The sequence below is a fragment of the Winogradskyella sp. UBA3174 genome (assembly GCF_002364335.1).
Lineage (GTDB): Bacteria > Bacteroidota > Bacteroidia > Flavobacteriales > Flavobacteriaceae > Winogradskyella.
Map to the genome: position 1 here is coordinate 38994 of NZ_DEXW01000026.1, position 14036 is coordinate 53029.

The following is a 14036-nucleotide window of genomic DNA, read 5'->3' on the forward strand; positions in this document are numbered from 1 at the left end:
TTATTAAATATTGATACTTTATCCACGTTATTTAAATTAACTATCGATTTGGTATGTAAAATTTAATGTAAATTGCTGTAAAAAAAGTTATGAAATTAAGCCCCCTTAAGAAATTCATAATAGCCTCTGTTTATTGTATTGCTATTATCTTTGGTTGTTCTGATGATGATGTAAATAGAACAATTGAAAATATTATACCGGATTTTCCATGCGAAAACGGAATGGCTGGTCCTTTTCCATGTAATGGCATAGATATTTTATCGATTATTAGTAATGAAACTCTAGGCGGTAATCCTGATGTAAGAGGAAGTGATATTTGGGGATGGACAGATCCTATAAATAATAACGAATATGCTATAATGACACTAAACAATGGCACTGCATTTATAAATATTACCGACCCCGTAGATCCTATATTTTTAGGCAGATTAAATACAAACGCTGGAACCAATATTTGGAGAGATGTAAAAGTCTACAACAATTACGCTTTTATTGTTGCAGATGGTGCTGGAGATCATGGTATGCAAGTCTTTGATCTAACAAAATTAAGAGATGTCCTAGAAGCTCCCGAAACGTTTACTGCAGATGCAATTTATACTGGAGTAGGAAGTTGTCATAATATTGTTATCAACGAAAGTGAAGCTGTTGCTTATTTAGTAGGCTGTACATCAACCAATGGAGGAGGCCCAATTTTTGTAGATATTTCAAACCCTATAAGTCCAATATTTTTAGGCGATTATACAGATGGTGGTTATTCTCATGATGCCCAAGTGGTCACTTACAATGGCTCAGATACTGACTATGTTGGTCAACAAATTTATGTTGGTAGTAATGGAAACACAGATAAAATTGTCGTTTTAGACGTAACCGATAAAACCAATGTTGTTCCTATTAGTGATTTTACATATTCTGAAATAGCTTACGCTCACCAAGGCTGGTTTACTGAAGATCAAGCTTATTTTATTTTAGGAGATGAAGTAGACGAACTAACTTTCGGTTTTAATACAAAAACTTTAATTTTCGATTTTACAGACTTAGATAACCCAACATTATCATCCACCTATTTAGGCCCAACTGAAGCGATAGATCATAACGGCTATGTATTAGGTAATGAATATTATCTAGCCAACTATAGGGCAGGGCTAAGAATACTAGACATTAGCAACATAGCTGCACCTAATAATGCAATGACTGAAACTCATTTTATTGACACCTATCCATTGAGTGATAGTGACAATTTTAATGGCGTGTGGAGCGTTTACCCATACTTTGAGAGCGGGAATATTGTTATAAGTGATATTGAAGGAGGTCTATTTATCGTTAGAAAAAGCAACTAAATGCGAATTAAATATAAATACCTCTTTTTATGCATTACCTCTATACTCATGTTAAGTTGTAATTCTGATGATAGTAGCTCTAATACAAATCCAATTATTACTCCTAGTCTAGTAAAGACTTATGGAGGAAGTAATAATGACAGCGGACAATCTGTCGTTAGTACAAATGATGGAGGTTATGCCGTTTTAGGTTTTTCGCAAAGTATAGATGGTGATATTACCAATGCACAAGACGAAAGTTTTGACTATTGGGTATTAAAATTTAATACCGAAGATACTATTGAATGGAATAAAACCTATGGAGGTTCTGGTGATGACAGAGGTAAAGATATCATTCAAACTCAAGATGGAGGCTATGCTATTCTTGGTACAAGTATTAGCAATGATGGTGATGTTTCAGGCAACTCAGGCATGCAAGATTATTGGTTAGCTAAACTAAATTCTACTGGTGCTATTTTATGGCAAAAATCATTTGGATATCAAGGAGCCGACTCAGGTATTTCGGTCATTCAAACTAATGATTTAGGCTATTTAATTTCAGGAGTATTAGACGTCACAGCGTCTGGAGGAGAAGGCAATACCTCGAGAACTGCTAATAGACACGCAGGCGGAGATTATTGGGTGCTTAAACTAAATATGAATGGAGATATAGAATGGAGTAAATTCTTTGGAGGCAACTTTTCAGATATCCCAGAAGGTATCATTCAAACTACTGATAACGGATTTATAATTGCTGGAGGCTCTGATAGTGTGGAAACAGATATTTCTAGCAATATAGGTTCTTATGACTTTTGGGTTTTAAAAATTTCGGCAACTGGTGATTTAGTCTGGGAAAAATCCTTTGGAGGAGATGAAATAGATGAAGCTAAAGCCATCGTAGATTCTGGAGACGGAAATTATATGATTGCTGGAGAAACAAGGAGTAATACGAATGATGTATCTAATAATAATGGAGCTGCAGATTTATGGCTAATTAAAATTTCGCCAGATGGTAATTTACTTTGGGAAAAGACCATTGGAGGTACTAGTTTTGATGTTGCTAGAGCCATAACTAAAACTCAAGATAATGGCTTCTTATTAGCCGGAAGTTCTAGAAGTAACGATTTAGATGTGTCTGAAAATAAAGGTCAAAACGATGCTTGGGCACTTAAAGTAAGTGACGAAGGAAATTTATTGTGGGAAACTAGTATTGGAGGCTCAAATATAGATTTCGCATATGGGATTGCTGAGTTAAATAACAACTCAATTATAGTTGTCGGTGATACTAGCAGTAACGATGGTGATATATATGAAAATAAAGGCTTTACCGATTTACTCCTTATAAAAATTGAATAAAATGAAAAATAATTTCATCCTAATAATAATTACAATATTTTGCTTTTTGTCATGCACTAATGACAATGATGGAACACTAAGCTCTAGCGCAACAACAACATTAAAATTTACACATAACTGGAATACTGATGTAATAACAAGCGCTGACTTTAATACTATACAATATACAAATGAAAATGGCCAAATGTTAAGTATAGAGCGATTGCGCTATGTTATTTCAGACATCACCTTTAGAACCAATGCAGGAGAAAATTTAATTTTAGACGACTATAATTTAATTGATCTTACCAATGACGATGGTTTGAGCTATTCTACAAATCAAATCCCAATTGGGAATTATGTCAATGTTTCATTTACATTTGGCTTTGATAATGAAGACAATGCAGAAAACTATTTAGACTTAAATTCTGAATCTTTTAATGTCCCAGATATGTTAGGTGGAGGTTATCATTACATGCAGTTTGATGGTAAGTACTTAGACACAAATTCTAACGAACAAGGTTTTAATTACCATGCCATCAGAGCAGTGGATAATCCTGGAATGAATCCTACTTTCCCCCAAGATACGTTTTTCACAGTAAACCTAGGACCCATAACAGTTACAAATGATATTGAAATTGAAATAAAGGCTAATCTAGCAGAATGGTTTAAAAGTCCTAATCTTTGGGATTTAAATGTCTTAAATCAAACCTTAATGCCTAATTCTTCAGCTCAAATAATGATGTCTGAAAATGGTCAAACCGTATTTTCTTTAGGGGATATAACTAATAACTAAAATGAAATCGAGGATAGTTTATACATGTTTTGTCGTGTTTTTTTTGAATTGTTCAAAAGAAGATACCGGTTATGAGCCTACAGCATTAGGATTAGACATACCTCAAATATTTGCAGAAAATATAATTACGCCTATAATCCCTAATGATAATCCTCAAACGATTGAAGGCGTAGCATTAGGCAAACGCTTATTTTTTGATAAAATCTTATCCTCAGATGGTTCTCAAGCCTGTGCCAGTTGCCACTCACCACAAAATGCGTTTACAGATAACACACCAACAAGTGATGGTATAGACGGTATATTTGGCACACGCAATTCTATGCCTTTATTCAATTTAGCTTGGAACTATGGAGAGCGTTTTAATTGGGATGGTAAAGCATTAAGTTTAGAACGGCAAGCCGAAGAACCAATAGAAAACCCTATAGAATTACATAGTAGTTGGGAGGATGTAGTTAGTAGATTACAATCCCATTCGGAATATCCTGAATTATTTCAACTAGCATTTAAAACTAATACAATAACAAAAGAACTAACCACAAAAGCCATTGCACAGTTTGAACGTACCTTAATTTCGGCCAATTCAAAATTCGACAACTATTCTTTAGGGCAAGCGACGTTAACACCTCAAGAATTAAATGGGTTAGATCTATTTTTGAGAGAAGACAAAGGGGATTGTTTTCACTGCCACGGTAATCCAAACAACCCATTATGGACTAATAATGATTTTCACAATAATGGGTTAGATACTACATTCAACGACTTAGGTTTAGGAGCCATTACAGGAGATCCGAATGATAACGGAAAGTTTCGTTCACCATCATTGCGAAATTTAGCGTTTACGGCTCCATTTATGCACGACGGTCGTTTTAACACAATAGATGAAGTTATTAATCACTACAGCGAAGGACTTCAAAACTCGCCAACAATAGATCCTCTTATGAAAAAAATAGATGAGGGAGGCGTGCAATTATCTGATCAAGAAAAAGCAGATCTCAAAGCTTTTTTATTAACACTTTCTGACCCATCATTCATTAATAATCCTGAATTTCAGAATTAATAAACCGAAAGATTAACCTACTAAATAAATGCATTTCATCGAAAAATTAAGTAATTGAACTTGTTTTATAAAGGTTTTAGGTATATTCATTTCCCCTAAATCACCTAAAATCATGAAACCTACCTTTAATAAAGCATTACCTTGCTCCGTCTTTGGGCACAATTATATAAGAACGAAAACAAATATAGATTATACTTTAGAGCTCACTTGTTCGCATTGCGATGCGGTCGTTGTTACAGATCGTAATGGGAATTTTGATTCTATTACGGTTTCTAATACTCAAATTAAAGATACAATGCAAGAGTTGTATCGTCTTATACATCGCTTTCAGAAAGCAAAAGTTTCTTAAATAGAGAGCCTTTCGACCTCGTTTAACATCCATAACTAAAATCTATAATAAACATATCCTAATATAATGTTAGGACCCATGGTCAAAAGAGACTTATATTGTATCTTCGCACTCTATTTAGAGTAAATCTACATAAGAATATGATAAAAGTTTCGGAAACAGCTAAAAAGAAAGTCGTCGAGTTAATGACTGACGATGGCTTTAACCCAACAAACGACTTCGTTAGAGTTGGCGTAAAAAGTGGAGGGTGTTCTGGTCTATCCTATGATTTAAAATTCGATAACACACAAGCCGAAGAAGATAAAGTTTTTGAAGATAATGGTGTAAAAATTATTATTGACAAAAAGAGCTTCTTATACCTTATTGGTACCACACTAGAATATTCTGGAGGATTAAACGGAGCAGGTTTCGTTTTTAACAATCCGAATGCTAATCGTACTTGTGGATGTGGTGAGAGTTTTTCGCTTTAATCCCATCCAACTTTCCCTAAGGGAAAAAGTTTTAAAAGAGAATTAAATATGATTAAATATACAGAAGACGATTTAAGGGAAGAACTAAAAACCAAAGAATACGAATATGGTTTTTTTACAGATATTGAATCTGAAACATTTCCTATTGGATTAAATGAAGATATCGTTCGTGCTATTTCTAAGAAAAAAAATGAGCCAGAATGGATGACAGAATGGAGATTGGATGCCTTTAAAGTCTGGAAAGAAATGACTGAGCCAGAGTGGGCAAATGTTAATTACAAGAAACCAGATTTTCAGGCAATAGCCTATTATTCTGCACCAGTAGCTATTGATCCTAATAAAACATTAGACGATGTAGATCCAGATTTATTAGCGATGTACAAAAAGCTAGGTATCTCAGTAGATGAACAGAAGAAAATGAACAATGTCGCAATGGATATTGTTGTAGATTCTGTTTCTGTAGCTACTACATTTAAAAAGACCTTATCTGAAAAAGGTATTATTTTTATGAGTATTTCAGAAGCCATTAAAGAGCATCCAGAACTTGTGAGAAAATATATTGGTTCAATCGTACCAACCAAAGACAACTTTTACGCGGCTTTAAATTCAGCAGTATTTAGTGACGGCTCTTTCTGTTATATTCCAAAAGGTGTCAAATGCCCTATGGAATTATCAACTTACTTCAGAATCAACCAAGGAGGTACAGGTCAATTTGAACGCACCTTACTTATTGCAGATGAAGGCAGTTATGTTAGTTATTTAGAAGGTTGTACAGCACCTAGTAGAGACGAAAATCAATTACATGCAGCCGTTGTTGAGTTAATTGCTATGGATGATGCTGAAATAAAATATTCAACAGTTCAAAATTGGTATCCAGGAAATGCTGAAGGCAAAGGTGGTGTTTACAATTTTGTAACGAAAAGAGGCCTTTGTGAGAAAAACGCAAAAATTTCTTGGACACAAGTTGAAACCGGTTCTGCTGTAACATGGAAATATCCTAGTTGTATCTTAAAAGGTGATAATTCAGTTGGTGAATTTTATTCTATTGCTGTCACTAATAATTATCAGCAAGCAGATACGGGTACAAAAATGATTCACTTAGGTAAAAACACGAAATCAACGATTATTTCTAAAGGTGTTTCAGCTGGTAAATCACAAAACTCTTATAGAGGATTAGTGCAAATTGGTTCGCGTGCAGATAACGCTCGTAACTTTTCACAATGTGATAGCTTACTAATGGGTAATGAATGTGGTGCGCACACCTTCCCTTATATTGAGGCAAAAAATAAAACTGCTAAAATAGAGCACGAAGCGACTACAAGTAAAATTGGTGAAGACCAAATTTTTTACTGTAACCAACGTGGTATTGATACAGAAAAAGCCATTGCACTTATTGTTAATGGATTTAGTAAAGATGTGTTGAATAAATTACCTATGGAATTTGCTGTTGAAGCTCGAAAATTATTGGAAATTAGTTTAGAAGGCAGTGTAGGCTAAACCAGAGATAAATATTCTGTCATTCTGATTAAACTAGAGATGTCGCTTATAAATTATAATTATTTGAAGATGAAAAAAATCAATCTTATTATTATCATAGCTTTGGTTTTCTTTGCTTGTAAAAACGAAGCAAAATCTGAAGTAGATTTAGAAGATAATCGTTCAAAATCTTTCGATCAAAATGATGGTTTAGTAACCATGAAAGGTGAATACGTATATTATGCAGATGCTGCTGTTTTTCAAACTTCTAACGAAATCTATGGAGTCGTAATAGATGATAATTTACAACTTTTAGAGAAACAAGTTAGGCCCTTTAAAAAAGAAGCAACAGACATGGTTCCTATAACTGTACGTGTTAGGAAATTTGAAAAACCCAAAGACGAAGAAGGGTGGCAATATAGGGTAGAAATAAAAGAAATATTAAAGGTGGAAGCACCTGACCCTAGTAAAAAAGATGTTATAAAATTAGCAAACTAAGATTATGTTAAAAATAAATAATTTACATGCAAGTGTAGACGATAAAGGTATTTTAAGAGGAATTAATCTTGAGGTAAAACCAGGAGAAATTCACGCAATAATGGGCCCTAATGGTTCGGGTAAAAGTACGTTAGCTTCTGTAATTGCTGGTAAAGAAGAGTATGAAGTTACCGAAGGTACTATTTTACTCGAAGGTGACGATATTGAAGAATTATCTGCAGAAGAACGCGCACACAAAGGTATATTCTTATCGTTTCAATATCCTATAGAAATTCCTGGAGTTAGTGTCACTAACTTTATGAAAACTGCCATCAACGAAACTCGTAAAGCAAAAGGTTTAGAGGATATGCCAGCTAAAGATATGCTGAAAATGATTCGTGAAAAATCTGAACTATTAGAGATAGATCGTAAATTCTTATCAAGATCTTTAAACGAAGGTTTTTCTGGTGGAGAAAAGAAACGTAACGAAATTTTTCAGATGGCAATGTTAGAGCCAAAACTTGCCATATTAGATGAGACTGATTCTGGACTAGATATAGATGCACTTCGTATTGTAGCCAATGGTGTAAATAAATTAAAATCTAAAGATAATGCTGTCATTGTAATTACACACTACCAGCGTTTATTAGATCATATTGTACCAGATTTTGTTCATGTTTTACACAATGGGAAAATCGTAAAATCTGGTGGTAAAGAATTAGCACATGAGTTAGAAGCTAAAGGTTACGATTGGATTAAGGAAGAAGCAAACGCTTAACGCTAGTTGCAGTATTCAGTTTACAGTTGCTTACTATATTCAGATTACCTAATAAATTAATTTAGTTTGTTATTTCTGCGAAACCAGGAATTCAATAAAAACAACTAGATAACATTAAAAGATTCTTGCTTTCGCAGGAATGATAGAAATATGGATTTAAAAGAAAAATTAGTATCATCATTTATGGCATTTGAAGACACAGTAGATGTGCACTCGCCTATACACGATATTCGTACTGAAGCTATAAAAACATTTGAAAATGAAGGCTTTCCAAGCAAGAGAGAAGAAGACTGGAAATACACGTCTTTAAATTCAGTTTTAAAACACGACTACAGTGTGTTTCCTAAACATGAAAATGCATTAGAATTTAAAGATATAAATAAGTATTTTATCCATGAGATAGATGCTTACAAGATAATTTTTATAGACGGAAAATATTCATCGCATTTATCACAAACGACACATGATGGTTTAGATGTTTGTTTAATGTCATCTGCCTTAAATAAGCCTAAATACAGATTGATTATTGAAAACTATTTCAATAAAATCGCTCCCAAAAATGGCTTGTCGTCTTTAAACACTGCATTTTCTGCGGAAGGTGCATACATCCATGTGCCAAAGAATAAGTTGGTTGAAAAACCGATTCAAATTATACATTTTTCAACAGGTAATGAAGCGGCTTTAATGCTTCAACCTAGAAATCTTATTGTTGTTGATGAGAATTCTCATGTTCAAATTATAGAGCGTCATCAGAGTTTAACTGATAATCCTGTTTTGACTAATAGTGTTACTGAAATATTCGCGAATAAGCGGGCTATTGTAGATTATTACAAGATTCAGAATGATAACGAAAATGCTTCATTAATTGATAACACCTTTGTAAATCAGAAACAGGAAAGTCATGCAAAAGTGCATACCTTCTCTTTTGGTGGAAAATTGATTAGAAACAACCTCAACTTTTATCAAAATGGTGAGCGCATAGATTCTACAATGAAAGGTATTACCATTATTGGTAATAAGCAGCATGTAGATCACAACACATTAGTGCATCATATAGAACCTAATTGCGAAAGTCACCAAGATTATAAAGGTATTTTTACTGATAGCTCAACGGGTGTTTTTAATGGTAAGGTTGTTGTTGAAAAATTAGCACAAAAGACTAATGCGTTTCAGTCAAACAATAATATTTTATTAAGCGATAAAGCTAGCATTAATACCAAACCTCAACTTGAGATTTTTGCAGATGATGTAAAATGTTCTCACGGTTGTACTATTGGACAATTAGATGACAGCGCTTTGTTCTACTTACGTTCTAGAGGTATTCCAGAAAAAGAAGCAAGAGCCTTATTAATGTTTGCGTTTAGTAATAATGTTTTAGACTCAGTTAGAATTCCTGAAATTAAAAATAGAATTACTAAAATTATTGCAAATAAATTAGGTGTAAATATTGGGTTTGATTTGTAGTAAATCGTAAAGATCTTGCTAAGTCAGTATAAGGATTACCAAAACATTTTATAGATAATATAGACCTCACAAGTTTTAAAAACCTGTGAGGTCTTATCTTTTAATAACAAAACGATTGCTAATCGGTAATCGCATTCTTTTCAAAAAAACTACATCACCTTATGATTCACATTGCTTAAATTTTTGATAGAAATAGGTTGGGATAAATCCGAAATTAAGAAACAAGAAACCAATAAAAACAATAATGCCTCTATATGGCCAAGTTAGGAATTCAAACATAGCACCAATCCCAAGGATAAAAAAAGTTAAAAAGCCTAAAACGTAAAATAATTTTTTCATAGTTTTTAATTTAAGAAAATTTATGAATAGATGTTTTATAGCCCGCATAAAAAATAACTGGAACTAGTAAGAAGGCAAAAATTAAAATTGCTAAAGTCAACAAAGCACTTGCATAAGGCCAGTGCATTATTTTAAATAACATACCAAGAACCAATAACAAAACCATAGCTAAACCAAGAGAAATTTTTAGTCTATTAAGAACCACTCTTTCTTTAGCAAACTTCTGTCTGTTCGTTTCTAACTGTAAATTTTGAAAACTAGCATAGCCACCAAACTTCTGCAAAGCTTCTTGATATAATTCATTGAAGTCGTTAGAGTCCTGGTTTTCAATATACGTGCTAATATGATCAACTAAATCTTCTTGAAGCGCTTTAGATTTTACGCCATAAAGTTTTAAACTGTTCTCTATAAAATCTATATGTTTTTCTGATAATTGCATTATGTGGTTAGTTTAGTGTTAAAAATTGTGTTTAACGTATCTATAAAATCATTAATTTCTGTGGTAACCTCCATAACTTTTTGTTTTCCGGTTTTAGTAACGTTATAGTATTTTCTAACACGTTTGCCAATAAATACTTTTTCGATTTCCAAAACACCTTGTGCTTCTAGTTTATGAAGAATAGGATATAAAGCTCCTTCTGAAATATCAATTTTTCCTGAGGTCATTTTTTTTACTTCCTGTGTAATCTCATAACCATACATTTTACCGTTATTATTTATAAGGGTTAAGATGATAGGTTGCAACGTTCCTTTTGTTAATTCTTTACTATACATATTACAAATATACATTTATATAAAATGTATCCTAATAAAATGTAAAAATATTATAGCTCTATACTATTAAACCCTTCTTATATATTTCACTATAAACACAATGCTTTGTATCTTTGTATATGGAATTAGAACTTATGCTAGACGTAAAAAAAATAAGAAAAGACTTTCCAATACTAAACAGAACAGTAAACGGAAAACCACTCATCTATTTTGATAATGCTGCAACATCACAAACACCAAAACAGGTCATTGATGTTATTGTAGATTATTATAGTAATTACAATGCAAATATTCATAGAGGTGTTCATACTTTAAGCCAAGAAGCAACTGATGCTTATGAGCAAGCTCGTATTAAAATTCAGAAACATTTTAATGCCAAGCATCCTTACGAGATTATTTACACTGCTGGTACAACAGACAGTATTAATCTAGTTGCTAGTGGGTTTTCTTCACTTCTTAAAAAAGGAGATGAAATTTTAGTTTCGGCTTTAGAGCATCATAGTAATATTGTGCCTTGGCAAATGTTAAGTGAGCGCACAGGTGCAATTTTAAAAGTCATTCCTATGAATGAAGATGGTGATCTTATCCTCTCAGAGTTTGATGACCTTCTAAATAATAAAACAAAACTTGTTTTTGTTAATCATATTTCTAATGCTTTAGGAACTATTAATCCTATCGAATATATGATTGAAAAAGCACATGCTATCGGAGCTGCCGTTTTAGTAGATGGCGCACAATCTTGTCCTCACCTAAAACCAGATGTACAAGCTTTAGATGTTGATTTCTATGTTTGCTCTGCGCATAAAATTTGTGGCCCAACAGGTGTTGGTATGCTTTATGGAAAAGAGGAATGGTTGAATAAATTACCACCATACCAAGGAGGAGGCGAAATGATTGCTGAAGTCACTTTCGAAAAAACAACCTACGCAGGTTTGCCTCATAAGTATGAAGCTGGTACACCTAACGTTTCTGGAGGTATTGCTTTCGGTGCAGCTTTAGATTATATGAATAGTATCGGGTTTGATGCTATCGCTAAATATGAGCACGAGCTTTTAGAATACGCAACGGAGCAGTTAAAGCAAATTGAAGGTTTAAAGATTTATGGTACAGCCAAAGAAAAAACATCAGTCATATCTTTTAATGTTAGCTCCATTCATCCTTACGATATTGGTACTATATTAGACAAAATGGGCATTGCCGTGCGTACAGGTCATCATTGCGCACAACCTATTATGGATTTTTATAAAATACCAGGAACTATTAGAGCTTCTTTTATGTTTTATAATACTAAAGAAGAAATAGATACTTTTATTACTGCATTAAAAAAAGCAGTAATGATGCTATCTTAAGTTTTGGCATTAAAAATGCAACTTATTTAACAGACAACATAAAAATGAAGTTTTTATTAAGCTTATTTGCTATAGCATTACTTACTTTATCATGTGATTCTTCAAAACAAAGTATTACAGATACTGATAAGGCAACTACTAATTCTAAAAATAATGCCTCTATTGTACAAACAAGGAGTACTGGCGATTATTACAATACTAAAAGTGTTACCTACACAACAAGCTCTAGAACGTCCTTTGAATATATTGATATTTCAGAATCTAAAATCGCTTATTCAACAGATCGTAATTTAATTGAAATAGATACATTTAATTCTAAAAAAGGAGATTGGCAAGATATAAAAAGGCTTCTTAGAGAAATAGATACTCAAACTATTTCAAATCTAAAAGCTCCAACAGATAAGCGCCTATATGATGGTGCTGCTCATGCAACACTTAGCTTAAGAGAAGGTGACATTCTCTTTGAAACACCAACTTTTGATGAAGGGGAACCTCCTACTAAAATTAAAGAATTAGTTAATAAAGTGTTATCCATTAAGGAAAGTGTCTTAAAACAATAGCTATTTTGTAATTTTGCATTAAAGAAATTGAATATGACTATTGAAGAAGTTCAAAATGAAATTATAGAAGAGTTTGCAATGTTCGAAGATTGGGAAGAGCGCTACCAATACATGATAGATCTTGGTAAATCGCTACCCATAATTGAAGAACAATACAAGACTGAAGATAATATAATAAAAGGTTGTCAAAGTAAAGTTTGGGTACATGCGAATTTACAAGAAGATAAAATAAACTTCACTGCAGACAGCGATGCCATTATAACAAAAGGTATTATAGCAATATTAATTAGAGCTTTTTCTAATCAACACCCTAAAGCTATTCTCGATGCAAACACAGAATTTATTGATAAAATAGGCCTAAAAGAACACTTGTCACCAACCAGAGCTAACGGCTTAGTTAGCATGATAAAACAACTAAAACTGTATGCTATTGCATACCAAACACAACTAAATTAAGATGAGCGAAGCAACTATAGATACAAATGTACTCGGAGATAAAATTGTTAGAGTTTTAAAAACTATTTTTGATCCTGAGATCCCTGTAGATATTTACGAACTAGGACTTATTTACGATGTCTTTGTTAACGAAGACTACGAGGTTAAAATCCTTATGACGTTAACAACACCTAACTGCCCAGTCGCAGAGACTTTACCCTTAGAGGTAGAGGAAAAAGTAAAATCTATTAACGAAGTTAAAACTGCTAATGTGGAAATTACGTTTGATCCACCTTGGACGCAAGACTTAATGAGTGAAGAAGCTAAATTAGAATTAGGAATGCTTTAATTCAGTTTTCAATGCTCACCCAAACTCTAGAAACATAAAAATGGCAGAAGAAATAATAAATAGAGTAGCTAAAAGCAAGCTAAAAGTTATAGATTTAGAGGACTACTATCCAGATGGAAAGCGTGTTCTTTTTGATATTAAGAACTGGTTACTTGAAGGTTTGGTGCTTCGCGAAAAAGACTTTAGAGTTTCTGTAGCTGAGCATGATTGGTCGCAATACCAAGATTGTTATATCGCCTTACATTGCTCAACAGATGCTATTGTGCCAGACTGGGCTTACATGCTTATTTCGATAGAAACAAAATCTTATTCTAAACTCACTGTTATTGGCTCTTTAGAACAGTTAGAATCGATAATTTACACGTCAATAATTTCAGAATTAGATCTGAAAATCTATAAAGACATGCCTGTAATTATCAAAGGGTGTTCTCACAAACCTGTACCTGCAAATGCTTTGGTGTTGCTATCACAAAGATTAAAACCAATTACAAAATCCATTATGTTTGGTGAAGCTTGTTCGTCGGTTCCTCTCTTTAAGAAAAAATAGTTGATTAAAAAAATATGTCTTTTTCATAATTCCCTTGTCTTAGTAATAGTCCATAACATTTACTAAATAATTTAACTAAAATTAAGAAAAACCTATATTTGCAACTTAATAACAACTATAATTTACTAAACTCTAACTCATTATGAACAAAAAATTACTTTTATC

17 protein-coding genes are annotated in these 14036 nt (G+C 32.9%); 15 read left to right on the forward strand and 2 right to left on the reverse strand.

Going from position 1 to position 14036, the window contains the following annotated elements:
- Positions 1–89 precede the first annotated feature (89 nt).
- The 10 genes from B2U95_RS03745 to sufD all read left to right on the forward strand — a co-directional run bounded on the left by B2U95_RS03745 (position 90) and on the right by sufD (position 9518).
- Complete coding sequence (locus B2U95_RS03745; protein WP_296312998.1) at positions 90–1337, forward strand: choice-of-anchor B family protein; 1248 nt, start codon at positions 90–92, stop codon at positions 1335–1337.
- Positions 1338–2672 (forward strand): hypothetical protein, encoded by a 1335-nt coding sequence (locus B2U95_RS03750; RefSeq protein WP_296313001.1) that lies wholly within the window; start codon positions 1338–1340, stop codon positions 2670–2672.
- Between the two features lies 1 nt (position 2673).
- Positions 2674–3447: an MbnP family protein gene (locus B2U95_RS03755; RefSeq protein ID WP_296313003.1), complete on the forward strand. Its 774-nt coding sequence runs from the start codon at positions 2674–2676 to the stop codon at positions 3445–3447.
- Between the two features lie 34 nt (positions 3448–3481).
- A complete protein-coding gene (locus B2U95_RS03760) occupies positions 3482–4504 on the forward strand; it encodes a cytochrome-c peroxidase (protein ID WP_339614057.1) in 1023 nt (340 codons plus the stop codon).
- A 112-nt stretch (positions 4505–4616) separates the two neighbouring features.
- Positions 4617–4853 carry a hypothetical protein gene (locus tag B2U95_RS03765; protein WP_296313006.1) on the forward strand — a complete coding sequence of 79 codons (237 nt, stop codon included), beginning with the start codon at positions 4617–4619 and terminating at the stop codon, positions 4851–4853.
- Positions 4854–4993: 140 nt separating this feature from the next.
- A complete protein-coding gene (locus tag B2U95_RS03770) occupies positions 4994–5323 on the forward strand; it encodes a HesB/IscA family protein (protein ID WP_296313009.1) in 330 nt (109 codons plus the stop codon).
- Between the two features lie 48 nt (positions 5324–5371).
- Positions 5372–6820 (forward strand): Fe-S cluster assembly protein SufB, encoded by a 1449-nt coding sequence (gene sufB, locus B2U95_RS03775; protein WP_296313011.1) that lies wholly within the window; start codon positions 5372–5374, stop codon positions 6818–6820.
- Between the two features lie 69 nt (positions 6821–6889).
- Complete coding sequence (locus B2U95_RS03780) at positions 6890–7297, forward strand: hypothetical protein (protein WP_296313013.1); 408 nt, start codon at positions 6890–6892, stop codon at positions 7295–7297.
- A gap of 4 nt (positions 7298–7301) precedes the next feature.
- Positions 7302–8054 (forward strand): Fe-S cluster assembly ATPase SufC, encoded by a 753-nt coding sequence (sufC, locus tag B2U95_RS03785; protein ID WP_296313015.1) that lies wholly within the window; start codon positions 7302–7304, stop codon positions 8052–8054.
- Between the two features lie 150 nt (positions 8055–8204).
- On the forward strand, positions 8205–9518 hold the full coding sequence (gene sufD, locus B2U95_RS03790) for a Fe-S cluster assembly protein SufD (protein WP_296313018.1): 1314 nt from the start codon (positions 8205–8207) through the stop codon (positions 9516–9518).
- Between the two features lie 349 nt (positions 9519–9867).
- Here the strand turns inward: sufD and B2U95_RS03795 are convergent, their stop codons facing one another.
- Complete coding sequence (locus tag B2U95_RS03795; protein ID WP_296313021.1) at positions 9868–10296, reverse strand: hypothetical protein; 429 nt, start codon at positions 10294–10296, stop codon at positions 9868–9870.
- A complete protein-coding gene (locus B2U95_RS03800; protein WP_296313024.1) occupies positions 10296–10631 on the reverse strand; it encodes a PadR family transcriptional regulator in 336 nt (111 codons plus the stop codon). The genes B2U95_RS03795 and B2U95_RS03800 overlap by 1 nt, the downstream gene beginning before the upstream one ends.
- A gap of 134 nt (positions 10632–10765) precedes the next feature.
- On the opposite strand from B2U95_RS03800, the gene B2U95_RS03805 reads away from it, so the two are divergent.
- Genes B2U95_RS03805 through B2U95_RS03825 form a run of 5 tightly spaced genes read left to right on the forward strand, consistent with a single transcriptional unit; the run spans position 10766 to position 13871 of the window.
- A complete protein-coding gene (locus B2U95_RS03805; RefSeq protein ID WP_296313063.1) occupies positions 10766–11980 on the forward strand; it encodes an aminotransferase class V-fold PLP-dependent enzyme in 1215 nt (404 codons plus the stop codon).
- 44 nt (positions 11981–12024) lie between these two features.
- A complete protein-coding gene (locus tag B2U95_RS03810; protein WP_296313026.1) occupies positions 12025–12540 on the forward strand; it encodes a hypothetical protein in 516 nt (171 codons plus the stop codon).
- A gap of 33 nt (positions 12541–12573) precedes the next feature.
- Positions 12574–12996, forward strand: a complete 423-nt coding sequence (locus tag B2U95_RS03815) for a SufE family protein (protein WP_296313029.1) — start codon at positions 12574–12576, stop codon at positions 12994–12996.
- Position 12997: 1 nt separating this feature from the next.
- Positions 12998–13324, forward strand: coding sequence for a DUF59 domain-containing protein (locus B2U95_RS03820; RefSeq protein WP_296313031.1), 327 nt, complete (start codon positions 12998–13000; stop codon positions 13322–13324).
- Between the two features lie 40 nt (positions 13325–13364).
- A complete protein-coding gene (locus B2U95_RS03825; protein ID WP_296313033.1) occupies positions 13365–13871 on the forward strand; it encodes a DUF2480 family protein in 507 nt (168 codons plus the stop codon).
- Positions 13872–14036: the final 165 nt, after the last annotated feature.